At 62.9% G+C, this 23630-nt stretch carries 22 protein-coding genes and 1 tRNA gene; 15 read left to right on the top strand and 8 right to left on the bottom strand.

Features of this window, described 5'->3' with window-relative positions; all coding sequences use genetic code 11:
* Positions 1 to 8: 8 nt before the first annotated feature.
* Together C7402_RS01745 and C7402_RS01750 are read left to right on the top strand one after the other, a co-directional pair.
* Positions 9 to 1115: an NAD(P)/FAD-dependent oxidoreductase gene (locus C7402_RS01745; RefSeq protein WP_116609420.1), complete on the top strand. Its 1107-nt coding sequence runs from the start codon at positions 9 to 11 to the stop codon at positions 1113 to 1115.
* Positions 1116 to 1341: 226 nt separating this feature from the next.
* Positions 1342 to 1653 (top strand): high-potential iron-sulfur protein, encoded by a 312-nt coding sequence (locus tag C7402_RS01750; protein WP_112170156.1) that lies wholly within the window; start codon positions 1342 to 1344, stop codon positions 1651 to 1653.
* A gap of 47 nt (positions 1654 to 1700) precedes the next feature.
* Here the strand turns inward: C7402_RS01750 and C7402_RS01755 are convergent, their stop codons facing one another.
* On the bottom strand, positions 1701 to 3215 hold the full coding sequence (locus tag C7402_RS01755) for an amidase (protein WP_116609421.1): 1515 nt from the start codon (positions 3213 to 3215) through the stop codon (positions 1701 to 1703).
* A 145-nt stretch (positions 3216 to 3360) separates the two neighbouring features.
* Positions 3361 to 4059, bottom strand: coding sequence for a dienelactone hydrolase family protein (locus C7402_RS01760; protein ID WP_112170299.1), 699 nt, complete (start codon positions 4057 to 4059; stop codon positions 3361 to 3363).
* A gap of 851 nt (positions 4060 to 4910) precedes the next feature.
* On the opposite strand from C7402_RS01760, the gene C7402_RS01765 reads away from it, so the two are divergent.
* Positions 4911 to 6056, top strand: coding sequence for a branched-chain amino acid ABC transporter substrate-binding protein (locus C7402_RS01765; RefSeq protein WP_116609422.1), 1146 nt, complete (start codon positions 4911 to 4913; stop codon positions 6054 to 6056).
* A 94-nt stretch (positions 6057 to 6150) separates the two neighbouring features.
* On the opposite strand, the gene C7402_RS01770 is transcribed toward C7402_RS01765, so the two are convergent.
* Positions 6151 to 7371, bottom strand: a complete 1221-nt coding sequence (locus tag C7402_RS01770; protein ID WP_112170159.1) for an MFS transporter — start codon at positions 7369 to 7371, stop codon at positions 6151 to 6153.
* 181 nt (positions 7372 to 7552) lie between these two features.
* Between C7402_RS01770 and C7402_RS01775 the strand changes: the two genes are divergently transcribed.
* From C7402_RS01775 to C7402_RS01785, 3 genes are all read left to right on the top strand, one after another.
* Positions 7553 to 8221 carry a HugZ family pyridoxamine 5'-phosphate oxidase gene (locus C7402_RS01775; RefSeq protein ID WP_116609423.1) on the top strand — a complete coding sequence of 223 codons (669 nt, stop codon included), beginning with the start codon at positions 7553 to 7555 and terminating at the stop codon, positions 8219 to 8221.
* A 401-nt stretch (positions 8222 to 8622) separates the two neighbouring features.
* Positions 8623 to 8931, top strand: a complete 309-nt coding sequence (locus C7402_RS01780; protein ID WP_112170161.1) for an H-NS histone family protein — start codon at positions 8623 to 8625, stop codon at positions 8929 to 8931.
* 293 nt (positions 8932 to 9224) lie between these two features.
* Positions 9225 to 10406 carry a cation diffusion facilitator family transporter gene (locus C7402_RS01785; protein WP_116609424.1) on the top strand — a complete coding sequence of 394 codons (1182 nt, stop codon included), beginning with the start codon at positions 9225 to 9227 and terminating at the stop codon, positions 10404 to 10406.
* A gap of 56 nt (positions 10407 to 10462) precedes the next feature.
* Here C7402_RS01785 and C7402_RS01790 read toward each other — a convergent pair whose 3' ends face one another.
* From C7402_RS01790 to C7402_RS01800, 3 genes are all read right to left on the bottom strand, one after another.
* Entirely contained in the window at positions 10463 to 10933 is a 471-nt protein-coding gene (locus tag C7402_RS01790; RefSeq protein ID WP_174479506.1) for an Lrp/AsnC family transcriptional regulator, read from the bottom strand.
* A gap of 77 nt (positions 10934 to 11010) precedes the next feature.
* Complete coding sequence (locus tag C7402_RS01795; RefSeq protein ID WP_112170163.1) at positions 11011 to 11643, bottom strand: 3'-5' exonuclease family protein; 633 nt, start codon at positions 11641 to 11643, stop codon at positions 11011 to 11013.
* 14 nt (positions 11644 to 11657) lie between these two features.
* Positions 11658 to 12302, bottom strand: coding sequence for an MBL fold metallo-hydrolase (locus C7402_RS01800; RefSeq protein WP_112170164.1), 645 nt, complete (start codon positions 12300 to 12302; stop codon positions 11658 to 11660).
* A 754-nt stretch (positions 12303 to 13056) separates the two neighbouring features.
* On the opposite strand from C7402_RS01800, the gene C7402_RS01805 reads away from it, so the two are divergent.
* A complete protein-coding gene (locus C7402_RS01805; RefSeq protein ID WP_112170165.1) occupies positions 13057 to 13653 on the top strand; it encodes a septal ring lytic transglycosylase RlpA family protein in 597 nt (198 codons plus the stop codon).
* Between the two features lie 171 nt (positions 13654 to 13824).
* On the opposite strand, the gene rsmI is transcribed toward C7402_RS01805, so the two are convergent.
* Positions 13825 to 14730: a 16S rRNA (cytidine(1402)-2'-O)-methyltransferase gene (gene rsmI / locus C7402_RS01810; RefSeq protein ID WP_116609425.1), complete on the bottom strand. Its 906-nt coding sequence runs from the start codon at positions 14728 to 14730 to the stop codon at positions 13825 to 13827.
* Between rsmI and C7402_RS01815 the strand changes: the two genes are divergently transcribed.
* The 5 genes from C7402_RS01815 to C7402_RS01835 all read left to right on the top strand — a co-directional run bounded on the left by C7402_RS01815 (position 14729) and on the right by C7402_RS01835 (position 17283).
* Entirely contained in the window at positions 14729 to 15283 is a 555-nt protein-coding gene (locus tag C7402_RS01815; RefSeq protein ID WP_116609426.1) for a YraN family protein, read from the top strand. The two genes, rsmI and C7402_RS01815, sit on opposite strands and share 2 nt — an antisense overlap.
* 108 nt (positions 15284 to 15391) lie before the next feature.
* Positions 15392 to 15979 (top strand): phosphoheptose isomerase, encoded by a 588-nt coding sequence (locus C7402_RS01820; protein WP_112170168.1) that lies wholly within the window; start codon positions 15392 to 15394, stop codon positions 15977 to 15979.
* A gap of 28 nt (positions 15980 to 16007) precedes the next feature.
* Positions 16008 to 16790: a BON domain-containing protein gene (locus tag C7402_RS01825; RefSeq protein WP_112170169.1), complete on the top strand. Its 783-nt coding sequence runs from the start codon at positions 16008 to 16010 to the stop codon at positions 16788 to 16790.
* On the top strand, positions 16790 to 17140 hold the full coding sequence (locus C7402_RS01830) for a c-type cytochrome (RefSeq protein ID WP_116609427.1): 351 nt from the start codon (positions 16790 to 16792) through the stop codon (positions 17138 to 17140). Before C7402_RS01825 ends, C7402_RS01830 begins: the two co-directional genes overlap by 1 nt.
* A 67-nt stretch (positions 17141 to 17207) precedes the next feature.
* A tRNA-Ala gene (locus tag C7402_RS01835) sits at positions 17208 to 17283 on the top strand.
* Between the two features lie 255 nt (positions 17284 to 17538).
* On the opposite strand, the gene C7402_RS01840 is transcribed toward C7402_RS01835, so the two are convergent.
* Positions 17539 to 18981: a phage integrase central domain-containing protein gene (locus C7402_RS01840; protein ID WP_116609428.1), complete on the bottom strand. Its 1443-nt coding sequence runs from the start codon at positions 18979 to 18981 to the stop codon at positions 17539 to 17541.
* Between the two features lie 482 nt (positions 18982 to 19463).
* Between C7402_RS01840 and C7402_RS48150 the strand changes: the two genes are divergently transcribed.
* The 3 genes from C7402_RS48150 (at position 19464) to C7402_RS01855 (ending at position 22602) form a co-directional block, all read left to right on the top strand.
* Complete coding sequence (locus C7402_RS48150) at positions 19464 to 19628, top strand: hypothetical protein (RefSeq protein ID WP_208948877.1); 165 nt, start codon at positions 19464 to 19466, stop codon at positions 19626 to 19628.
* Complete coding sequence (locus tag C7402_RS01850; RefSeq protein ID WP_244314717.1) at positions 19625 to 20479, top strand: hypothetical protein; 855 nt, start codon at positions 19625 to 19627, stop codon at positions 20477 to 20479. The genes C7402_RS48150 and C7402_RS01850 overlap by 4 nt, the downstream gene beginning before the upstream one ends.
* Positions 20480 to 20745: 266 nt before the next feature.
* Entirely contained in the window at positions 20746 to 22602 is a 1857-nt protein-coding gene (locus C7402_RS01855) for a YfjI family protein (RefSeq protein ID WP_116609430.1), read from the top strand.
* Positions 22603 to 23630 lie beyond the last annotated feature (1028 nt).

The raw sequence follows: 23630 nt of genomic DNA on the forward strand, positions 1-23630 counted from the left end.
GCAGGGACATGGACCAGATCGAATGCGCAGTAATCGGCGCGGGCGTGGTCGGCCTCGCCGTGGCGCGCGCGCTCGCCGCGCGCGGGCGCGAGGTGATCGTGCTCGAAGCCGCCGAAGCCATCGGCACGAGCACCAGTTCGCGCAACAGCGAAGTCATCCACGCGGGGCTCTACTACCCGCGCGGCTCGCTCAAGGCCACGCTGTGCGTGCGCGGGCGCGAGATGCTCTACGACTATTGCGCGTCGCGCAACGTCGCGCACGCGCGCTGCGGCAAGCTGCTCGTCGCCACCGCGCCGAACCAGATTCCGCAACTCGAGGCGATCCTCGCGCGAGGCAAGGAAAACGGCGTGTTCGACCTCACGCGGATCAGCGGCAGCGAGGCGCTCGCGCTCGAGCCCGCGCTCGAATGTGCCGCGGCCGTCTACTCGCCGCAAACAGGCATTGTCGACAGCCATCAGCTCATGCTCGCGCTGCAAGGCGACGCCGAGCGCGACGGCGCGGTGATCGCGCTCAAGTCGCCGGTCGAGTCGATCGATGCGCTTGGCAAGGGCTTCGTCATCCGAACCGGCGGCGACGCGCCGATCGACATCCGCGCGACCTGCGTGATCAACAGCGCGGGCCTTTACGCCACGCAGCTCGCAAGGCGCATGCGCGGGCTCGACGCGCGCCACGTGCCGCCCCTGTATCTCGCACGCGGCAACTATTTCAGCGTATCCGGGCGCGTGCCGTTCTCGCGCCTCATCTACCCGATGCCCAACGACGCGGGCCTTGGCGTGCACCTCACGCTCGACCTGGGCGGCCAGGCGCGCTTCGGCCCCGACGTCGAATGGATCGACGCGATCGACTACGACGTCGATCCGCGCCGCGCCGATGCGTTCTACGCGCAGATCCGCAGCTACTGGCCCGCGCTGCCCGACGGCTCGCTGCAACCGGCCTACGCGGGCATTCGCCCGAAGCTTTCCGGTCCGGGCGAGAGCGCCGCCGACTTCATGATCCAGGGCGCGGCCTCGCACGGCGTGCGCGGGCTCGTGAACCTGTTCGGCATCGAGTCGCCGGGGCTCACGGCGTCGCTCGCGATTGCCCAGCGGGTGTGCGAGATGGTGTCGTTCGACTGATCCGGGCTTGCGCCGTTCTTGCGTCCTTCACGCGCCTTTCCTGCGCGGGGCGGCACCATGTCGCTCACTTATCTCCGGCATTGCAGCCTCACCGGGGCTGGCTTCGTTGTTAAGCTTCTTCGCGACGCCGCCGCCAGAGCGGCTCAGAGGCATGCGCGGCGCGCCACACCCAAGCGCCGCGCGAAAACCCCAGCGAACGAATCGCCACAATACTGGAGTGAGTCACATGAAATCTTCCCGCCGCAGCTTTCTGATCACGAGCATCGGCGTCGCATCGACGCTCGCGCTTTCGCGCCAGGCGTTCGCCGACGCGCCCAAAGCTGCCGAATCCGATCCCACCTCCCAGGCGCTCGGCTACAAGCTCGACGCGACCAAGGTCGACAAGGCGAAGTTCGCGAAGTACGCGGCCGGCCAGGATTGCAGCAACTGCACGTTCTACCAGGGCAAGGCCACCGACGCGTTCGCGCCGTGCCCGATGTTCGCCGGCAAGCAGGTCGCGGGCAAGGGCTGGTGCAGCGCCTATAACAAGAAGGCGTGATGAAGCGGCGCGGGCGGCCGCCCGCGCCACAAGAAGCTGGACGCGCGTTACAGCCGCGCCTGCAACAGCGGCGGCCGCCGGTCGAACCACGGGCGCGCCGCCTCCAGTTGCGCGGCGAGGCGCAGCAACAGCGCGTCGTTGCCTTCGCGTGCGGCGAACTGCACGCCCACCGGCAGCCCGCGCGCATTCCACGCGAGCGGCACCGACATCGACGGCTGGCCCGTCAGATTGAACAACTCGGTACAGCCCGCCCACGCGAACGCCTTGTTCGAGGCTTCGGTCAGCAGCTTTCTCATCAGCACTTCCACCGGCATGGCAGTGACCGCGCGCATCTGCATGCGCTCGCTCTGGCTCGGCTTCAGTTCGCCGATCTTCACCGGCGGCGCGGCGAGCGTCGGGCAAAGCAGCACGTCGTAGCGCTTCATCAGGTCGGCGAGTTGCGCCGTGATGCGCTGTTGCACGTCGAGCGCGGCGGGCAACTCGCGCTCGCCGAGCTTGCGGCCGATGTGCGCCATCGCCCACGTCGCGATCTCGAAGTCCTGGCGGCGCGGCTTCGTGCCCGTGATGTCGTCGGCGTTCAGCACGTACTGCTCGGCCACCACCGACCACAGCATCAGAAACGCTTCGCGCGCCGACGCGAAATCCACCGGCAGCGAATAGGGCTCCACGCGATGGCCGAGCGAGGTGAGCAACTCGGCGGCGTCGTCGAGCGCGCCGCGCACTTCGGTCGAGAGCGTGTCCGCGAACATCGGCTCGCGCAGCAGCGCGATGGAGAGCGGCTTCGGGCCGTCGAGCGGCGCGCGCGCGGCCGCGAGAAAGGTGCCGGGCGCGCCGGGCGGCAACGCCGGGTCGCCGGCGATCAGGTCGAGCATGAGCGCGCTGTCACGCACGCTGCGCGACACCGCGAGATCGACGCCCAGCGCGCCGGGCGGCGCCGGCACATTCGAGGCGGGCTGAAACGCGCGCGAGGGCTTCAGGCCGAAGAGTCCGCAGCACGACGCCGGAATGCGGATCGAGCCGCCGCCGTCGGAGGCGTGCGCGAGCGGCAGGATGCCGGCCGCGACCGAAGCGGCTGCGCCGCCGCTCGATCCACCCGGCGTGTGATCGAGGTTCCACGGGTTGCGGCACGGGCCGAACAGATCGGGCTCGGTGTAGGGCATCTGCCCGAGTTCGGAAGCACTCGTCTTGCCGAAGATGTTCAGGCCCGCGGCGCGAAAGCGCTCGACCACGGGCGCGTCGGCGTTGGGCACGTAGTGGCGGTAATGGCGGCTGCCCAGTGTCATGCGCAGACCGGCCACCGCCGCGCCGAGATCCTTCACGAGAAACGGCACGCCCGCGAGCGGGCCGTCGCTCAGCGCGTCGACGCCGTTGCCGCCTGCCTCGATGCGCAGCGCGCGCTGGCGGGCGGCCTCGTAGTCCTTGAGGACGATGGCGTTGATCGCGGGATTGGCGGCCTCCGCGCGGGCGATGGCGGTGTCGAGTAGTTCGCGCGCGCTCACTTCGCGGCGGCGCACGAGATCGGCGAGGCCAATGGCGTCGTATTCCAGGTAGTCGGACTGCAAGTCGCGCACTCCTCGTCGTCGGGTGGGGGGCAGGCGTGGAAGCGAAGATGAAGCGGTGTCGCTGCCGTATTGAAGATCGTACGGCAGGAACGCAAACGGGCGGCGGCGAGACCGCCGCCGCCCGCGTGACGACGCTACGACAGAATTACAGGTGTTCGGCGAGGAACGTCAACGTGCGGCCGTGCGCGAGCGCCGACGCATGCTGGTTGTACGACGCGCGTACCGAGCAGTTGAAGCCGTGATCGGCGTTCGGGTACAGGTGGAACTCGGCGTTCGGTCGGCCCGTGAAGCGCTCCTTCACCTGGCCCACGGCCGACAGGGGAATGCCGTGGTCGAGTTCGGCGTAGTGGAACTGGATCGGCTTGGTGACCTTGTCGGCCAGATCGAGCTGGTTCTGGATGCCGCCGCCGTAGTAGGACACTGCTGCATCCAGCGAGCCGGATGCAGCCGCGAGGTAGGCAAGGCGGCCGCCGAAGCAGTAGCCGATCGCCGCGACCTTGCCCGTGCACTCGGGCAACGCGCGCAGCGCGGCGGCCGTCGCGCCGATGTCCTCGACGACGAGGTTGACGTCCGTCTTCTGCATGATCTCGATGCCGCGGTCGCGGTCCGCGCCCACGTATTCGAGTTCGACGCGCGGGGCCGTGCGCCAGAACACGTCGGGCGCGATCGCGACGTAGCCGTCGAGCGCGTACTGCTCGACGACGTCACGAATGTGGCCGTTCACGCCGAAGATCTCCTGCAAGATGATGATGCCCGGGCCCTTGCCGCCCTTGGGCAGCGCGAGGTAGGCGCCGAAGCTGTCCTTGCCGGCGGGAATGTCGATCCATCGAGTCGAAACGCTCATGTTGTTCTCCGTCTTCATTAATCTGTCATGCAATGAGCCGGGGCGCGGCCAGTGCGTTGCCCACGGCGCATCGCGAAATCGGGGAGCCAGTTTGCCATAGGCACGGAACCTCGGCAGCGCGCGACGTATACGCCTTGCTTGTCTGTCATTGCCGAAAGCCTGGCGTAATGACTTCGTCGGGCACGGCTATTTCTGTCACACGCACGTGGTGGATTTGAACGCCCGGTGAATCGCCCGGTGATGAGGCATGTGGACGCATGAGATCGAAGCGCGCACAACGGATCGGAAAACGGATCGGCAAACGTATCGGGATCCGAAATTAATCGAATGCTTACTTGAACAATCGATTGAACTGTCACGCACGAAATCGATGTGCTGCATGACAGCATGACTCGCAAACGTTATCGCCATCACAGCGCGATTTCATACTGCTGGATTTGATCCTGGTGTATTCCCGGAATGCGTGCGCTAACACACCAATATTTGCCGTCAAAAATCTCAAAAAAGAATCTCGCGCGTCTGCATCAGGGTTTTCCCATTAATTGGATCCAAAGTCAGAATCCCTTATTACACAAGGCTTGCGAGCGATTGTTCAGGGTTTCGAACTGTTCTTGCGGACGGCATATTGGTACTCGCACCAATATCTGAAAAAAGTCCCCCAAATTAATTTGATCACCTACACTTGCGCGCAAGTATGGACGGGCGGCTCGCCATGAACGGGCTTTCTCGCCATGCTGGCCAGGTGCATCAAGGATGCATCCTGCGTGGTCGTCCGCACGGGGAGCGACACGTTCGGGGCGCGGGAGCACTGGGCGATTACGTAGCTTTTGGGTTCGAAACTGGAGACTTACATGAATATCAAGCTTCACAAGCTGTTGCCGATCAGCGCGGCGGCCATGTTGTTCGCGTCGTTCGCAACGGTGGCGAGCGCTGACGTGACGATCAAGATCGGCCACGTCGCACCGCTGACGGGGGGCATTGCTCACCTCGGTAAAGACAACGAAAACGGGGCACGTCTCGCAGTTGAAGAGATCAACGCGAAGGGTCTCGTGATCGGCGGCCAGAAGGTCACGCTCGTGCTCGACGCACAGGACGACGCGGCTGACCCGCGTACGGCCACGCAGGTTGCGCAGAAGCTCGTCGACGACAAGGTCGTCGCCGTGGTCGGCCACCTGAACTCGGGCACGTCGATCCCGGCATCGAAGATCTATAGCGATGCAGGCATCGTGCAGATCTCGCCGTCGGCCACGAACCCGGCCTACACGCAACAGGGCTTCAAGACGACCTACCGTGTCGTCGCGACCGACGCCCAGCAAGGTCCGGCGCTCGCGAACTACGCCGCCAAGAACCTGAAGGTCAAGACGGTGGCCGTGGTCGACGACTCGACGGCTTATGGCCAGGGTCTCGCGAACGAATTCGAGAAGACCGCCAAGGCGCTCGGCATGAACGTGGTGTCGCATGACGCGACCAACGACAAGGCCGTGGACTTCCGCGCAATTCTGACGAAGATCAAGGGCGAAAACCCCGACGCGATCATGTACGGCGGCATGGACGCCACCGGCGGCCCGTTCGCGAAGCAAGCCAAGCAGCTTGGCCTGCGCGCGAAGGTGCTCGCGGGCGACGGCGTCTGTACCGACAAGCTGGCCGACCTGGCCGGCGACGCGACCGACAACATCGTGTGTTCGGAAGCCGGCATGGCGCTCGAAAAGATGCCGGGCGGCAAGGAATTCGAAGCCAAGTTCGAGAAGCGCTTCGGCCAGCCGATCCAGATCTACGCACCGTTCACGTATGACGCTGTGTACATCATCGTCGACGCCATGAAGCGTGCGAACTCGACGGATCCGGCCAAGATCCTCGCCGAAATGCCGACCACGGACTACAAGGGCGTGATTGGCGAGACGACCTTCGATTCGAAGGGCGACCTCAAGCACGGCGTGATCTCGCTGTACAACTACAAGTCGGGCAAGAAGTCGCTGCTCGACGTCGTGAAGATGTAAATCGCGCTTAGCGATTTTCGCTCACGCGATTGGAAAAGCCCGCGGGTTTCGATCCGCGGGCTTTTTGTTTTGGGGGGGCGGAAATCGATGCGCCTCAAATCCCCAGCCGCCGCAGCACCTTCGGCCCCGCGAACGCCACGAGCGCCGCGCACAGCGCCACGACGGCGAGCCCGATCGTGAGATTGGTCACCTGCGTAATGGCGCCGATCACCACCGGCCCGAACAGCAAGCCGAAATACGCGATGCCCGCCACATGCGCGAGCCCTTCGGCCGCGTGGATGCCTTTGACGCGCGCGGCGGCCGCGAACAGCACGGGCATCATGTTGGCGAGGCCGAGGCCCATGAGCGTGAAGCCCGTGAGCGCCGTGAACGAGTAAGGCAGCAACAGCGCGCCGATCATGCCCGCGCAGGCAAGCGAGGCGCTCGCCATCACAAGCTGCGGCGCGCCGAAGCGCGCGCGCACGGCGTCACCGGCGAAGCGCGCGAGCGCCATGCCGCCCGAGAACGCGGCGTAGGCCGCGCTCGCGAGCGCGGGCGTGGAAAGCACCACGTCGCGCATATAGACCGTGGCCCAGTCGTACATCGCGCCTTCGGCGATCAGCGCGATGAGCGCGATGGCGCCGAGCGCCCACAGCGCGGGCGTGCGCCAGCGGTTGCCGGTTTTCGCGTGCTCGCCGTGCGTGGCGTGCGGCACATGCGGCAGTACCGCGGGGCATGAGACGAACAGCACGAATGCCGCGAGCGCCGACGCCAGAAAGAGATGCAGCGCAGGCGCCATGCCGCGCGCGAGCAGCGCGCCGCCGATCGCCGCGCCCGCCATGCCGCCCAGGCTGAACATGCCGTGCAGCCCCGACATGATGGGCTTGCCCACGGCTTCCTCGACGGCGCTCGCCTCTGCGTTCATGGCGACGTCGAGCGTGGCCATGCCCACGCCGAAGAATGCGAGCACGACGATCAGCATCCAGTAGTACGGCACGACCAGGATCAGCGCGCCGCACACGCTCATCGTGATGCCGCCGGCGAAGCAGGCGCGGCGCGAGCCGACGCGCGCGATCCAGCCGCCGATCGTCGTCATCGCGGCGATCGAGCCGCCCGCCACGGCGAAAAGCGCGTAGGAGAGCAGCGCCGGGCTCAGATGAAACTTGTCGCGCACGGTGGGCACGTGCACGCCCCACGAGGCGTACATCATCCCGGCGACGAAGAAGAGCGCCATCGTCGCGATACGGGCGCGGTGGCGCCGCGCGGCGGGCAGCGCGCGATGATGGGTGGCGGGGCTGGCGACGGCGAGGGCCGGATCGGTCGGGCGGTCGGACACTGGGTATTCCGGGACGGGACGGCGGGGACAATGGGAGGCGGCGGAAGCCACCTGAAAGGAGTCGATTCTAGCGAAGGCGCGCGACGGCTGCCCGGTCTCGCATGCTGCTCTAATATCCAGGAGCGGCCGTTCGCGCCGCGCTCACCCGCTCACCGCCCACAGCCGCTTTCGAGGACGCACCTTGAAGATTCCCGCCCACGCTCCGCTGCATCTGCTGCACCAGGCGCCCACCGGCACGCTCGCCACGCACTCGCGCGAGCCGCGCGGTTTTCCGTATCCCACGCTGCTGCCGTTCGCGCCCGACGCGCGCCACCGGCCTGTGATCCTCGTGAGCCGCCTTGCCGAGCACACGCGCAATCTGCTAGACGACCCGCGCGCCGGCTTTCTCGTTGCCCACGCACCCGACGCGGACGTGCTGAACGCGCCGCGCGCCACGCTGCTCGGCCGTTTCGAGCCGCTCGACGCGGCCGCCCAGGAGGCGACGGCGCGCCGCTACGTGCGCTATCACCCGGACGCCGCGCGTTATCTCGCGCTCGGCGACTTCACCTTTTATGTCATGCAGATCGAGCGGCTGCGCTATATCGGCGGCTTCGGCGCGATGGGCTGGATGGACGGCGCGGATCTCGATGCGCTCGAACCGCTCGCCGCCACCGACGAAGCCGCCCTGATCGACTTCTTCGAAGCGCACCCGGCGCGGCGTGCCGGACTCGACCTGGCGGGCGTCGATCGCTACGGCGCCGATCTCGTGATCGACGGTGCGCGCACGCGCTTCGTTTTTGACTCGCCGCAATCCGGTCAGCAATCCTTGCATGCAGTGCTAGCCGATTGCATCGAGCGCCATGCATCCTGATTTGTTTTCCCGCGCATGCGTGCGGCGGCGCCGAGGGTTTTAGAGCGATGACTCATGCTGCGGTGCATCAATCGACCGGTTCAAACCAAAGTTATCATGCGATGAAATGTTTGACCTATTTCAAGGCATTTAATTTTCATCATTTGACAATTATGAGATGTGGATTTATCTGGCGAAAGTGAGATTTAGTAAAAATACCGATTTGCACCAAATGGCAATGAGTTAGAACCTTGCAGGAAGGATGTCGGATTCAAATCGGTCTTAAATTATTTTTATTGCTGTTGCGCTTCCCGGCATTCGATTTTGTGTTAATCTCGCCACCGATTTCCGAGGCACGCAGCGATCAATCGGCATACTGACGTGAGATCAGTAGCCATTATCTTTGAACCACAAGGGCACCTATGTCTTCCTACAAGGAACTCCTCGCTCAGCGAGAAAAGCTGGAAAAGCAGATTGAAGAGGCGAAGGCACGCGAATATGCCGAGGTCCTCGACGAAATCAAGCAAAAAATGGCCGACTACGGCATTACGCTCGCAGAACTGGGTGGCGGCCGCGCAGCCGGCAAGATCGCCAAGGCGGCAAGCCGCTCGCGTGCGAGCGTCGCTCCGAAGTACCGCGACCCCGACAGCGGCAGCACGTGGTCGGGCCGTGGCAAGCCGCCGCGCTGGATTGCCGGCCAGGACCGCGATCGCTTTCTGATTCAGAAGTAAGTTAATGCCGTCCCGCCGTGCAGCTTGATCGGTCGATCAGTTTGGCGGCGCCGCGCAGAAGGTCGAAGGGCGAATCTGCGGATTCGCGAAGCAAGGAGCCGCGCAGTCGGGGGACGCGCGGCTTTTTGTTTTTCTGATCCCTTGCGAAGCCGCCAGAGTATTGTCCGTTGAATGCGAATGCTTCGTGTTATTGTAGGCAACTGATTTAAAAGAGATTTTTAGGGGTATCCATAAAATCGTCGCATGCAGGCCCTACAATTGCGGTTATTCCCTAATTTGTAGATTCGCCGCGCATGACTTCTTCCGCCACCGCGCCGTTATCAGATAAACACGAGGTCGCGCGCCGGACCACGTGGGTCAGCGTCGCCGTCAATTCCGTGCTGGTGGTGCTGCAAATCGTCGTGGGCGTGTTTGCGCATTCGCAGGCGTTGATCGCCGACGGCATTCATTCATTGGCCGATCTCGTCTCGGATTTCGTCGTGCTGCTCGCCAACCGGCATAGCGGCGCAAAACCGGACGCCGATCACAACTACGGCCACAGTCGTTATGAAACGGTCGCGTCGTTATTCCTCGGCGCATTATTGATTGCCGTGGGCGTTGGCATGCTCGTGCGCGCGGGCACGCGCATCATGAATCTCGGCGATATTCCGCCACTGCACATGAGCGCGCTGTTCGTCGCGCTGCTCGTGCTCGTTTCCAAGGAAGGGCTTTTTCGCTACATGCTGCGCGAGGCGCAGCGCGTGCGCTCGGCCATGCTGATCGCCAATGCGTGGCACGCGCGCTCGGACGCGGCCTCGTCGCTCGTGGTGGCGCTCGGCATTGTGGGTAGCCTTGCGGGCGTGCGGCTGCTCGATCCGATCGCGGCGGCCATCGTCGGCTTCATGGTCGCGCGCATGGGCTGGGTGTTCGGCTGGGACGCGTTGCAGGACCTCTCCGACCGCGCGCTCGACGAAGCCGCCGCCGCCGACCTGCGCGCGCTTCTCATGGGCACGCCGGGCGTGCTCGACGTGCACGAGATGCGCACGCGCAAGACCGGCGACCTCGCGCTCGTGGACGCGCATATTCTCGTCGATCCGCTGATCTCGGTTTCGGAAGGGCACTACATCGCGGAGACGGCGCGCTCGCGCCTGCTCACCGACTCGCGCGTGCTCGACGCGCTGATCCACGTCGATCCCGAAGACGACATGCACGTGCGCTCCGTGTCCAACCAGCCGCCGCGCGACGAGGTGGCGGCGCGCCTGCGCGAAGCGCTGGCGGAGCATGACGTGCATGTGGAAGCCGTGACGCTGCACTACTTGAGCACGGGGCTGGAGGTTCAGGTGGTGCTGGCCGCCGCGGACGACGCGCGCCGCGTGGCCGCGGTGGATCTGGAAGCGCTACGCACGCGCCTTGGCGCGAGCAAGCTGGACGTGATGCAGTCGCTGGACGAGCATGGCGCGCTGGCCATGCATGGCAAACCGCGCGAGGCGAACTGAACCGCGCGGCTTTGCGGCTGCTTTCACCGCGCCGTTCGCCATATCAAAGCGGCAATTCAAAGCGGCAACTGCGTATCGAACTTGATTTCGCGCAGCACGACGCTCGTGCGCACCTGCGCCACGGCGGGAATGCGGAAGATGCGCTCGTGCAGGAAAGCGTCGTAGGCCTTGATGTCGGGCGCGACGATCTTGAGGATGTAGTCCGATTCGCCCGTGGTGCTGTAACACTCGGTGACTTCCGGGCAGGTGGCGATCTCGCGCTCGAAGGCTTCGACGCCGCCCTCGGTGTGCCGCGTGAGATGGATATGCGCGAGCGCGCAGACGTGCAGGCCCAGCTTTTCGCGATCGAGCAACGCCGTGTAGCGCTGGATCACGCCCGACTGTTCCATGTCCTTGATACGACGCCAGCATGGCGTGCTGGAGAGCCCCACCTGGTCGGAGATTTCCTGGACGGAGCGGCGCGCGTCGAGTTGCAGAAGGCGCAGGATCTTCTGAGAGAACGTATCGAGTGTCAACTGCGCCTCCATTGCGTCGCGGTATCCCTCAATGTTAGAGGTCGGGAAAACGAAACGCAATGAAAAGCGCCGATGATGAGGGAGATTACCTAATCTGCCGGTGTGCTCGCGGTATTTTGCCCTGACGCGTCCCCATCAGCGGCAAGCGCCGCCTGCTGGGCGCGCAGCTCGGCCAGCATGTTGCAGAAGAGGGCGCCTTGTTCGATGGCGTCGTCGAGCGCGACGTGCGTGTGCGGATGGTCGTCGAACCAGTGCTTCGGAAAGCGCGGCTTGATGCACTTGCGGTACGGCAGGCCCGTCATCGCGAACGCGAGCGTCTTGATGTCGAGCGCCGACCACGAGAACGGGCAGCGCCCCGCGAAGCGCATCATGTACCAGAACATGAAGGTGAAATCGAAGCCCGCCGGCATCGCCACGAACACGGGCTTGCCGGGCAGCGCCTCCACCCATTCCACATAGGCGACGAGCGCCGCGGCCGGGTCCTGGAGGTCCTTGCGGCAGGCGGCCCACGCCTCGGGCTGCGTCTCCCACCAGGCGGCCTGCACCGGGTGCGGCGCCGCGCCTTCGAGCGTCGCGAGGTTCGCCGAGAACGTGGCGATCAGACGCTTGTCGGCGGTGTAGGCCGCCGAAGCGAAGCTCAGCATCGAGTGCGGGCCGGGAATCGGACCGTCGGCTTCGACGTCGGTGCTGACGTAAATCTCCTCAATAGCGGCTTGATTCATCGTACGTTTCACTCTCATCCAGGTACGCCATCTGCTACATACGGGTTGGAGCGACGCTCTTCGCCGAACGTCGAAACCGGGCCATGACCCGGCACGAACGTGACGTCGTCGCCCAGCGGCCAGAGCTTCTCGCGGATCGAACGGATCAGGTCCGCGTGGTTGCCGCGCGGAAAGTCGGTGCGGCCGATCGAGCCCGCGAACAGGACGTCGCCCACGGTTGCGAGCCGGTGCTCGCGGCTGAAGAAGATCACGTGGCCGGGCGTGTGCCCCGGGCAGTGATAGACCTCGAGTTCTTCGTTGCCAAAGCGCACCGTGTCGCCGTCGTGCAGCCAGCGCGTGGGCTCGAACGCCTCGGCGTGGCCGAAGCCGAAGCGCACGCTCTGCTGCGGCAACTGGTCGATCCAGAAGCGCTCGTCCTCCTGCGGCCCTTCGATCGGCACGCCGAACTTCGTGGCAAGCGCCTTCGCGCCGGCGCAGTGGTCCAGGTGGCCATGCGTGAGCAGCACCTTTTCGAGCTGCACGCCCTGGCGCTCGATCTCGGCCTCGATGCGATCGAGGTCGCCGCCCGGATCGACCACGGCGGCGCGCTTCGTGGTTTCGTCGACGAGCAGCGAGCAGTTTTGCTGGAACGGCGTGACGGGAATCAGCGTGACTTTCATGCGAGTTCGTGGGGTTCGGGTCTCGCGGGGCGGCTCGCAGCGCGGCGACCCCGTCGGACGAAAGCAGTCAAAAGCTCGATTGTACCGGGGTGCATCCAGGGCCGCCGACCGCGTTCACGCCCGTCTGAATCCCTTGTCAGACAAGGGATGCCGCGCTGCAAGACGAACGGCTTTGTTACATCAATAGTGAAAAATCATGGAGTTTTGTGGGCGTCGCCCGTGACAGGAATTACTTTTGGGTATAATGCGACCCAACACGCACGGAATCCGTGCTTTCACTGGGCGATGTGACCCCCGTAAAAAAGAGGTCGCGATACATCGCCGTCAAGCAGTGCCGTCGTTTGGAGGCTGGCTAAACAGGCTGCCTTACAAGACGGCAAATCAGGTGTCGATCCGTTCGACGCCGCACGTCTTACCCAGCCAGGCGCCACGCGCCTGCAACGGCCTGCATGCCGTGACGCTGGGTGGGGCCTACGCCGCCGTTCCTGTGCGCCGTGAGTATCCGGCGCGCCTGAACGTGTTTCATCGTTCGATGGCGGCATGTGGGGTCTGGTCAGGCTGCCGGGGACAGGCTGCGCCAGACGTGAAAGATAACTAGCGGTTAGCGGCTTATTGGGGCTGCATCCGGGTATTGGCACGCGTTCGCCTTTTTCATTCCAGGCGAGCGATGGCGAAGCCATGCCTGCGACCGCCGAAGCCATCCGACAGCGCGCACGTTGCGCGGGGCTGGCTTCGAAACGTGATGGCTAAATTTATGAAATTCAGACTGACTCGACGACGACTCGGGAGTCTCGCAGCGGTGTCCGTGCTGGCCGGTTGTGCCATGCCGCCCGGTTCCCAGAACCAGGCCGCAGGCGACGCGCTTCGCACCAAGGACGCCGCATTCGCTGCGCCGCAGGGCTACGGCTCCGCGCTCGCGGCAATGCCCGCATCGGGCACCGCCCGGGACAACTCGCTCGCGAACGCCCAGGCGATCGACGAGAACGGCCCGGACGCCCATTCGTTCCATCAGACCGGCCGCGCCTCGTGGTACGGCCGCGCCTTCCACGGCCGCCGCACCGCAAGCGGCGAGCGCTTCAACATGGAAGCGCTCACGGCCGCGCACCGCACGCTGCCGCTCGGCTCGTATGTGCGCGTGAGCGTGCCCGGCACGTCCAAGTGGGTGGTGGTGAAGATCAACGACCGTGGCCCGTTCGCACGTGGCCGCGTGCTCGATCTCTCGTACGCCGCAGCCAAGGTGCTTGGCCTGCAACACGCGGGTACGGCGAAAGTGAACATCGAAGGCCTCTCGCGCCAGGAAGCGAAGGTCGCGCAAGCGGAGATGGTTGCTGCAAACTCCACCGATCACTAAGTTCACTCAGCGCGTTTGCGTGGGCGTGGCGCTGAGTGCGCCGCGACGCGCCCAAAGCCAAACCGCCTGGTGACATTGGATGCATACGCGAAGGGCCGCCCGATGAGAATCGGGCGGCCCTTCGGTTTTTCCGGCTCCGGCGGCAATGCGCCGGTGCAGACAGATGCGGCTTCAGTCCTCGTCCGCCTCTTCCTCGCCTTCCCCCTTCAATTCCAGCGCCCGCGCGTAGAGCGTATTGCGCGACGCGCCCGTGAGCGCCGCCGCGATCTTCGCCGCGCCCTTCACGGGCACTTCCTGAAGCAGCACGCGCAAGAGCGCGTCGTGATCGGCATCGCCATCCGGCTGCGCGCTCGCGCCTTCCACCACCAGCACGAACTCGCCGCGCTGACGATTGGCGTCGGCCGCGAGCCACGTTGGCCCTTCGGCCAAGGTGCCGCTCCAGAGCGACTCGTGTAGCTTCGTCAATTCACGGGCGATCAGGATGCGCCGCGCGGGGCCGAACGCGTCCGCGAGCGACTGCACGGTTTCGACGATGCGATGCGGCGCTTCGTAAAACACCATCGCCTGCGTATGCGTGGCGAGCGGCTGAAGCGCGGCCGCGCGTTGTTTGGCCTTGGGCGGCAGAAAGCCGAGGAACGTGAAGGTCGACACCCAGTCGCCGGCTGCGGAAAGCGCCGTGGCGAGCGCGCTCGCGCCGGGCAGCGGCATGACGTTCAGGCCGGCGGCGCGCACGGCGTCCACGAGCTTGGCGCCGGGATCGGAAATGCCGGGCGTGCCCGCGTCGGACACGCAGGCCACGCGCTCGCCCGCGCGCAGAAACTCGATCACGCGCTGCGCCGCCTCGCGCTCGTTGTGCTCGTGCACAGCGAGAAGCGGCTTCGAAATGCCGTAGCGCGCGAGAAGTTGGCCGGTGTTGCGCGTGTCTTCGGCGGCGATGCGATCGACGAGACCGAGCACATGCAGCGCGCGCAAGGTGATGTCGGCGACATTGCCGATGGGCGTCGCCACGACGTACAGCGTGGCGGCCGGATACTGCTGGGCCTGTGCGAGTTCGAAAGGGGACGAGAGGGACGTCATGACACGCAACGCGCGAATGCAGGAAAAGAGGCCGACATTGTGCCACGCGGGCGCGGCTCCGCCCGAGGGAAGCGGCGCAAGCGAGCGCGCACGCGCAGACAACTTTTGCGCGCGAGCGCGGTCGAATGCCCAACGCCGTGCGACAGGAGCACGCTTCGAAGCGCACGCGCTGACGTTTTTGCGGCGCGAGCGGCTCGAACTGATCGCGCGCAACGTGCACTGCCGAGGCGGCGAACTCGACCTCGTGATGCGCGAGCGCGACGGCACCCTGGTGTTCGTGGAAGTGCGCGCGCGGGCGCGGCCGGAATTCGGCGGCGCGGCGGCGAGCGTGGGGTGGCGCAAACAGCAGCGCGTGCTGCGCGCGGCGCGCCACTTTCTCGCGACGTGGCGCAGCGCTGATGCGAACGGCGCAACGGACGTTGAAATGAACGGAGAAACGGAAGAAGCGCGCCCGCCGCCCGCGTGCCGCTTCGACGTCATCGCGTTCGAGAGCGGCCGGCTCGTATGGTTGCGCGACGCGTTTCATGCGGACGCAAGCGAGAGCGAAAACTGAGGCCGATGGAAAGAAGGGTAAAAATGAACGCCCTTGAGTGCGCTAAACTTGCGGCACGCCGCACTATGCGGAAATTTTGCGATACCCGCAGTACAGATTAGAGAGTCGATGTCCGTCGAACGCATTCAACAGCACTTCCGCGATAGCGCAGCACTCAAGCTCGCGGCCATGGAAACCCTGGCGGTCCCGATTGCCGCCGCGGTCGATACGATGTTCGCCGCGCTCGCGAACAGCAACAAGATCCTCGCATGCGGCAATGGCGGCTCCGCCGCCGACGCCCAGCATTTCGCCGCCGAACTGATCGGCCGCTTCGAACGTGAGCGCCCCGGTTTGCCCGCGCTCGCGCTGACCACCGACGCCTCGGTGCTCACCGCCGTTGCCAACGACTACGCGTACGAGCAGGTGTTCGCGAAGCAGGTGCGCGCGCTCGGCCAGCCCGGCGACGTGCTGCTCGCCATCACGACCTCGGGCAACTCGACGAACGTGCTGGCCGCCATTCAGGAAGCGCACGAACGCGAAATGATCGTGATCGCGCTGACCGGCAAGGGTGGCGGCGACGTGAACGCCGTGCTCGCCGATACCGACATTCACCTGTGCGTGCCGAGCGAGCGGACGGCGCGCATCCAGGAAGTACATATATTGACGATCCACTGCCTGTGCGACGGCATCGACGCGATGCTGCTGGGCGAAGACTGACACCGTTGGACGAAGAGAGGGGAAGTTGATGAGCAGATACGGCATGACGCGCGCGCTGGCACGGACCACGCTGACGATCGGCTTCGCAGCCTCGCTCTGCGCAAGCTTGCAGGGCTGCTTCCTGGCGCTCGCGGGCGCGGCGGGCGGCACGGCGCTGGTGGCGACCGACCGCCGCACAGTGGGCTCGCAAACCGAGGACCGCGAGATCCAGGTGAAGGCGCTGGCCGACCTCGGCAAGCAACTGCCCGACACGGCGCACGTGAACGTGGCGGTGTTCAACCAGCGCGTGCTGCTCACGGGCGAAGTGCCCGACGACGCCTCGAAGCAGAAGGCCGAGAGCATCGTGCGCGCCGTGACGAACGTCGAGTCGATCGTGAACGAACTGGCGGTGCAGCCGGCGAGCTCGTTCTCCTCGCGCGCGAACGACTCGTACCTGGAAGGACGCGTGAAGGCGGAGCTGGTTGCATATAAGGACATCTCCGCGAACAACTTCAAGGTGGTGAGCGAGCGCGGCACGATTTATCTGATGGGCCTCGTGACGACGCAGGAAGGCAGTATCGCCGCCAACGCGACGGCCGGGGTGATGGGCGTGGCGCAGGTGGTGAAGTGCTACCAGTACATCAAACCGGAACAGGCGGCGGTGGCAAATGCGGCGGCGCCGAGCGCACCCGCGGCAACGCCTGCCGCCGACGAGCCGACAGTTGGGGCGGTGCCGGATTCGGGCGTGACTTCGCAGCCTATCGAGCATCAGGCGCCGGCGCCTGTGACTAATTCTTCGGCTACGCGACCGGGGAATACGGGGGCTATGTGATGGGGCGTTTTGTTGGTCGTGCTGTTGCTGCGGGGTTGGTGGCGGGGGCGGTGGTTGCCGGGTTTGCTTCGCCGGCTTTTGCTGCGGTGGACGATGGGATGAAGGTGGCTCAGACGAATGCTTGCATGGGATGCCATGCGGTGGATCGCAAGCTGGTTGGTCCTTCGTTCAAGGATATTGCCGCGAGGTACAAGGGCGATGCTGCCGCGCAGGCCAAGCTGGAGAAGAAGGTGCGTGACGGCGGTGCCGGGGTCTGGGGGGCGATTCCCATGCCTTCGCACCCGGGGATGAGCGCCGCCGATATCCATTCTGTTGTGGGTTGGGTGCTCGCTGGGTCGCCTTCGAAGTGAGTTTGCTTAGGGTCAAATTTGACGCTTGGCAAAACGGATTTTGTGTGTGTAGAATCAGTGGTTCGTTGGGGCGGTAGCTCAGCTGGGAGAGCGTCGCGTTCGCAATGCGAAGGTCGTGAGTTCGATCCTCATCCGCTCCACCAATAAAATCAAAGGGTTACAGGCGATTTGCTTGTAACCCTTTTCTGTTTCTGCGGACCGTGTAACCACCGTGTAACCGGATTTGGTCCACCCGAATCCATATAGATCCTTCTGCCGAGCAAGCTATGGAACCGCTTGCGGTTCAGGCGGATCAGGTGCGCTTGTTGTTACGCTGGCTGTCGTTATCCGGCGCTGCAAGGCCGGCTTCGGCTATCGCTTCATTGATTTGCCGAATGCTCAATCGAGCTCAGTTAGTCCTAGTCTCCATGATGCCCCGCAGATCCGGAGCTCTTCGTGCTTGCGGCCCTCAACTCGGCGCGGCCATTCGGCAGCAGGCGCAGCTCCACCTTCCCGCCAGACTCGATGCCCAGGTGCTGCAATACCTTTTTCGTCAACGTCACCTGGCCCCCCGCGTTGACAGCTAGCGTGCTCATGACATCGCCTCCACCGATTGCCGTCACATGGTGACGCAAAAATTCGCCCCCCTCGAATGTTTCTCGGTCGCTTCGGCCCTGTATCCCACCCACTTTAAGCCGATCCAGGTAATCTGCCCAAGCCTGCATCATCGCGATCCGATCCTCGATAAAGCGGGTGCGGTTGTAGGCGTCACCAAGCGCACCGGGTACGCGGTGCGCCAGTTGGTGCTCGATGACGTCGGCAGGGAAGCGGAGACGCTCATGCAGAATTGTGCGCGCCATTGCGCGAAACCCATGGCCGGTGATTTCTGTTTTTGTGTCGTAACCGAGTCGGTGGAGCGCGGCATTGATCGCCGCACCGCTCATCGGCTTTCTTCGATCGCGGCCCGGGAATACGTAGCGCCACTGCCCGGTGAGCGCCTGCAATTCTCTCAGCATCTGGACTGCCTGCGTAGCAAGCGGCACCAGATGCTCAGTCTTCGTCTTAGAAACGGTATAGCGCCATTGGCCCTGCTCAAGGTCAATCTCCGCCCATTCGGCCAGCCTCAGCTCGCCTGGCCGCACGAACAACAACGGCGCTAACCGCAGTGCAGCGCGTACGACAAGCGTGCCCGAAAAGCCATCAAATGCGCGGAGCATCTCGCCGACCTTTGCGGGATCCGTGATCGACGCGAAATGAGTATGCCGATTCGGTCGCAGCGCACCGCGTAGGTCGGCACTGACATCGCGGGTGGCGCGTCCAGTCGCAACGGCGTAGCGGAACACCTGCCCGCAACTCTGATGGAGCCGATGCGCGGTATCGTGAGCCCCTCGCGATTCGGCCCGCCGCAGCACTTCGAATACTTCCGGCGGAGTAATGTCCGCAATCGGCCGCGAGCCAAGCCACGGGAACAGGTCCTTCTTCAGGCGCCCCATGATCTTCTCGGAATGGCTGGCCGCCCAAGCTGGAGCCTGTCTCTCAAACCACTCCAGCGCAACCGCCTCAAAGGTCGCCGCCGCGTTGAGTCGGGCCAAGCGCTTCTCCTCCTTCTTAGCCTGTCCTGGGTCAACACCGTCCGCCAACATCGCACGCGCCTCGTCGCGCTTGCGGCGAGCATGGGCGAGTGTTACGTCAGGGTAGACGCCAATCGCCAGCCGTTTCTCGTGGTCGAGGAAACGGTATTTGAGGCGCCAGTACTTTCCTCCGGTGGGTGCGATCTCGAGATACATTCCACGACCGTCCGAGATCCGATACGTCTTTGCTCGTGGCGCTGCCCGGCGAACTTCCAGATCGGTGAGTGGCATAGGCATCTCCCCTGGCGTAGGGGCACGGATTTTCGGCGATACGAGAAAACCGGCCGATGCCTTTAAAGCTGGATCAGCGAGCCCCGGCTGTCAACGACATTCACGGAGGAGCAGCCCTGTGGCTATGCTGCGCGCGGACTTGCGAGCATTTTCCGAGCTACGTGGATGTCTCGATGGTAGGTAGGGCGGCTCGACGTCAAGTTCGACGAGGCTCGGGATGAGCTCTTCGCCGGCCGCAAGCTCTCGTGGAGGGAGCGCCATTACCACCACGATCATCAGCAGCATGACGATGAGAGTTGAGAGCACAAACGCGCGGCAAGGGCACCGTCTGAATGAGGTTCGCCAACAGACGTCGGAGGGCTGCAAGATTGCCGAACCGCGTATCGTAGAGCGTACAACAAGGCGCTTGCTGTGGCTGAGCTTCCCACGTTACGTTACACGGCTTCGACGGTGGTTTGGGCACGTTGTTCGAGTGAGTCAGAGTGTCGGTCGGCGTTGTCGTTCAGACCCAGAGGCACAAACCGTCCGCAATTGCCGAGAAGCACTATCACCGCCGTCCGATTCACCTGTCGCGCGAGTGCCATGACAGCATCGAAGCGTGGATTTTGGAGCAGGCCGGGATTCCGTTTCAGGTCAACGCCGCGTGATCTACGAGAAAGCGGTACCGCTCAGGTTTCCATCATCGACCCACGGCGCGATAAAATTCACGACTCGAGGCAATCGCCGCTGCAAATCGACTTACGAAGCCGGGGATATGACAGAAGACCGAACACCACAAGAACGCATCGCTGCCGCCAGGCAGCTTCATGCCGTATTGAAGGACTACCTCGCCCGGCCGACCTGGACGCCCATCGATGGGACGTTGATCGTGTCAGGTATTCATCCACCGCCCGACTGCGCCGAGATTCCTAATGGCGGCGTAGGACTTGATGGTCAAGTCTTCACGGGCGGCGGCAACGAGCGCTTTTCCGACGCCCGTCGAATCTGGCGTAAGTGGACATGGCGCTGCGAAGACGATCAGGAAAACGGCGAAGTCACGCCGGTCGAACTGAAGCCGCACAAATTCCTGATCTGGTGCGATGACATGGACATCGAGACCGAGTGGATCCGGCTTTGTCGCGCCTTGTACGGCGACAAGACGAATGCCGGTCAGGTCGATTTCATTCCTGAGGAGATCGTCGAATACGCGACGCAATCCGCGAGGGTGATTGACGCGCTCACTTCCAGACTCGTTGTTCAAGACGCCAACGCGACCGCCAAGACGGAGGCCAGGAAGTCGTTGGCCCGATCGCCAATGCCCTTGCCGGAGAATCGCGAACACCTGTCGACTGAGGAGTTCGCGGCGGTGCTGGCGGTCGAACCTCAGTCCGTCAGAAAACGCTATTCGGAAACGGGCACTTATCACGGAGTGCGGCCCACCAAGCTCCCGAATCGACGCGTAATTTGGCCAGTCGAGGCAGTCAAGCGCCTACTCAATGGCGATAAAATTAATAGCTGAGCGGCCATTTGAGTTGGGGTGACGCCGTGAATAGCCACGACGCCAATGCGGACCTGATTGACTCTCCGGCGCCCCGGCGCCGGAGAGTCAATCAGCCGGAGTGGAGAATCCGGGATGTCTCTTCCACCGCGTGACTCTTCAATGCGGGCGGCCCAAGCTTCTTCCGGATTACAGACTCCCTTGCGAGAGTGCGCTCTTGTCGCGATTGGCGTGGGGTCTGAAAGTGACGCACGCCGCGTACAGTTCCGGCACAAAACAAATAGCACATGTCCAACGAAAATCACTCGCCTGAATCTCGGGAATCGGGCGATCTCGAAAGTGGCCTACACATGGAAGAAGCATCCACAGTCGCTCTAGTGCCAGCAACTCCAACTGCTTCGGACTCTAATCAGGGTGCCAGCAATGAGCCTGTTGGTGGCGAGTTCGGGGAGCGTAGTCCGCTGCAGAGCAAAGGCAGGCCCCGATTCCCAGATTTCGAATCAGAGAGCGAGACGTTCCCTTGGCGGATGCTTCCCGAGACAATGAGGGGCGCCGTCATTGAAATTTGCAAGAACGACAAGGTCGCCGTGCCGATTGCTGTCCAAGCCGTATTGTCGGCGGTCTCTCTTGCCTGCCAAGACCTCATCTGGGTAGACCGCGGAATCGAGAAAAATGAAAAAACCGTGTGCTCGCTTTACATGTTGGCGGTTGCTGATAGCGGATCGCGTAAGTCCAGAGCGGACTCGGTTGTGACGTCGTCAATCGAGACCTATGACAGGAAGAAGAGGTCTCACTATGTCGAACAGAAAGAAGTTGGCGATTACGAGCAGAAAGAACGGCTACGAAAGAGGCGAGAGCTGGAAAAGGCTTCGGGAACTTTGCGGCGTAAGTCACATACCCTGGCGATTAGCGATAAACCAAAGGCCAGCGAACTTGCTCAGACCGCAAGAGAGAAGCTTGAAGACGTTGAGCGAGAGATTGCTGATTTGCGCGAGCAAGATCTCGCCTATCGCGAGCCACGCTTACAGCGAGTCTTATATTCCAAAATCCCCATTCGTCAACTTGAACAGAACCTTGCCGAGAATTGGCCGTCGGCAGGACTCTTCTCCGATGAGGCCGCAGGAATTCTGAATGCCCGAGGCGAATCCGATATGTCGAGCCTCGACAAGCTTTGGGAGGGAAAAGCAATTGACGTCGTTGGTCGAACAGCGCGCGAAAGCTTTTTCGTCGAAGATGCGCGATTGACTATCTCGTTGATGGTACAGCCCATCGTCTTTGACCGATTTCTGGAAAGCAAAGGGGAGCTTGCAAAAGGAATTGGATTCATGTCGCGCGTCCTGCTCTGTCGGCCAGATACGCCTTATGGCAAGCGACAGATTAATAGCTCGGAGCCGAAACGGACAGAATGGATCGAGCTCTTCAACAAGCGCATCCTGGCAATTCTCGCCCATGCCCACTCTCATCCGGATATGGCCCGTCGAAACGAGCACAGAAAAACGCTGCATTTCGCGCCGGCTGCCCAGCAAGCCTGGGAAAAGGACTTCAACGAAATGGAAGCGGCAACCGCTGATGGAGGGGTGCTGGTTTACGAGCGCGAATTCGTGAACAGATACTCCGAGCACGTCGCGCGTATTGCAGCTCTGTTTCATTTCTTTGAGAATGACGTACTTGCCGGTGCCGGCGGGCACGTCGACGGGGATTCAGGCGACCTTGCCATTCCAGAGTCCACCGTCACGTCCGCAATGCGTGTTGTTGAATGGTACTTGCACGAATTCAAAAAGGTATTCAATCCAGAGGCGGTCATGAAAGAGATGGCTACCTACGTCATGAAGAAATTCAAGAGGATGCTGGAGGATCGAAACGGTGGCCCACTGGAGGCGCCCACCGGCGGCCACCTCAATTGCCGCATTCCTTTTCACGATCTCCGGTCGAATTGCAATCGATACGGTCTGAGAAATACTGAAAAATTAAGGACTGTGCTGGTTTGGTTGATCGCCAGGGGCGACATCTTAGTCCGAGCGAAAGAGGTGCGGCGCAAAGAGATGGCCGGCAATCTAGCGTACCTCGAACCAGAAATGGTCGAGATCCAATTTACGCCCCTCGGTCCACAGCGCTTCAGATTCCATTTCGAAGTAACGGGCTGATTCCCATCTGACGACGCGGTCCGAACCGATTGCCCAGGCATCGCCTCGTCATGAGCAGAGCGTTTCAACAGTGGGGGAACCGAGCCGCCCAGAGGAATGCAAGGCCGCCGCGATAGGCTCTCAGCTGCCCGGGGAATTAATTTTTTTGCATCACCGTGCTGACGTCATCACCTTTTTCACCTTTAAAGGTGAAAAAGGCATGCTCGAACAGAGGAAGGCAGAAAAATACATTTTATCGCACGGTCATTCCAACCGTTCCGTGGCTGCTGCGGCTCAGGGCGCCCTGTCGCATCGGCGACGCCCAACACACGTGTGGCGCGCGACGATAGGGCACGAGCCGTCCCGGTATCGCCCGCACATCAGTGAGGAAACGCTGTAGCTCTGCTCTCCGCTGCCTGCAAGTTTGGCACGCTAACTTGACTAGGGCTATTGAGCTGGAAATGGTCCATTCTCTCGGGCTTCGAGAAGCGAATAGCGCCATTTTCTCGGTTGACGACGGCCTTCCAATTCCGGATCTAACGTTGTTATATCTGAATTATTCACATGTCAAGTTGGCGTTCCTCTATCTCTTCTCTTTCTTGTGAGCCACAAGTTAGCACTCCACTCTCTCCTTTTCCAATCTCTGTTTCATTCGTCTGTTACTAGGTCCTCATTGATAGAGAGTCGAGTTGGAATATCCCTTCTCGCTTCCCATGCTTCAATGAATGGCGGGTTCGGCAATCCTTGTCACTGACGCAGTGGCAGGTACCAACTGGAGAGCGGACGCTCCTCACTCATCTCTCTCGGCATTCCCATCCTATTTCCTTGTTCTATTCTCTTTCCCCTTAGCCATGCTTCGGTAGATCGTTGATTTTCATTTGTCTGTCTTCATGTCATATCGGTGATCCTCTCAAGTGATCGCTTTCATGCTTTTTCTCTCTTGTCCAAGTTAGGGTAAAAAATACCTGTCTGATGAATGCTACGAGCGAGTAGTGCTCATTGCTGAAATGAGCCTGCGTCGTTGAGAGGATCGAGTCGATTTGGATGAG

It is taken from the genome of Paraburkholderia unamae (assembly GCF_003096875.1).
Taxonomy (GTDB): domain Bacteria; phylum Pseudomonadota; class Gammaproteobacteria; order Burkholderiales; family Burkholderiaceae; genus Paraburkholderia; species Paraburkholderia unamae.

Excerpts from the sequence above, each read along its gene's own strand:
- C7402_RS01825 (WP_112170169.1), top strand. The coding sequence starts at position 16,008 with ATGAGCAGATACGGCATGACGCGCGCGCTGGCACGGACCACGCTGACG.
- C7402_RS01760 (WP_112170299.1), bottom strand. The coding sequence starts at position 4,059 with ATGAGCGTTTCGACTCGATGGATCGACATTCCCGCCGGCAAGGACAGC.
- C7402_RS01745 (WP_116609420.1), top strand. The coding sequence starts at position 9 with ATGGACCAGATCGAATGCGCAGTAATCGGCGCGGGCGTGGTCGGCCTC.
- C7402_RS01815 (WP_116609426.1), top strand. The coding sequence starts at position 14,729 with ATGACACGCAACGCGCGAATGCAGGAAAAGAGGCCGACATTGTGCCAC.
- C7402_RS01795 (WP_112170163.1), bottom strand. The coding sequence starts at position 11,643 with ATGAATCAAGCCGCTATTGAGGAGATTTACGTCAGCACCGACGTCGAA.
- C7402_RS01765 (WP_116609422.1), top strand. The coding sequence starts at position 4,911 with ATGAATATCAAGCTTCACAAGCTGTTGCCGATCAGCGCGGCGGCCATG.
- C7402_RS01840 (WP_116609428.1), bottom strand. The coding sequence starts at position 18,981 with ATGCCACTCACCGATCTGGAAGTTCGCCGGGCAGCGCCACGAGCAAAG.
- C7402_RS01785 (WP_116609424.1), top strand. The coding sequence starts at position 9,225 with ATGACTTCTTCCGCCACCGCGCCGTTATCAGATAAACACGAGGTCGCG.
- C7402_RS01750 (WP_112170156.1), top strand. The coding sequence starts at position 1,342 with ATGAAATCTTCCCGCCGCAGCTTTCTGATCACGAGCATCGGCGTCGCA.
- C7402_RS01790 (WP_174479506.1), bottom strand. The coding sequence starts at position 10,933 with ATGGAGGCGCAGTTGACACTCGATACGTTCTCTCAGAAGATCCTGCGC.
- C7402_RS01780 (WP_112170161.1), top strand. The coding sequence starts at position 8,623 with ATGTCTTCCTACAAGGAACTCCTCGCTCAGCGAGAAAAGCTGGAAAAG.
- C7402_RS01855 (WP_116609430.1), top strand. The coding sequence starts at position 20,746 with ATGTCCAACGAAAATCACTCGCCTGAATCTCGGGAATCGGGCGATCTC.
- C7402_RS01800 (WP_112170164.1), bottom strand. The coding sequence starts at position 12,302 with ATGAAAGTCACGCTGATTCCCGTCACGCCGTTCCAGCAAAACTGCTCG.
- C7402_RS01820 (WP_112170168.1), top strand. The coding sequence starts at position 15,392 with ATGTCCGTCGAACGCATTCAACAGCACTTCCGCGATAGCGCAGCACTC.
- C7402_RS01805 (WP_112170165.1), top strand. The coding sequence starts at position 13,057 with ATGAAATTCAGACTGACTCGACGACGACTCGGGAGTCTCGCAGCGGTG.
- rsmI (WP_116609425.1), bottom strand. The coding sequence starts at position 14,730 with ATGACGTCCCTCTCGTCCCCTTTCGAACTCGCACAGGCCCAGCAGTAT.
- C7402_RS01830 (WP_116609427.1), top strand. The coding sequence starts at position 16,790 with ATGGGGCGTTTTGTTGGTCGTGCTGTTGCTGCGGGGTTGGTGGCGGGG.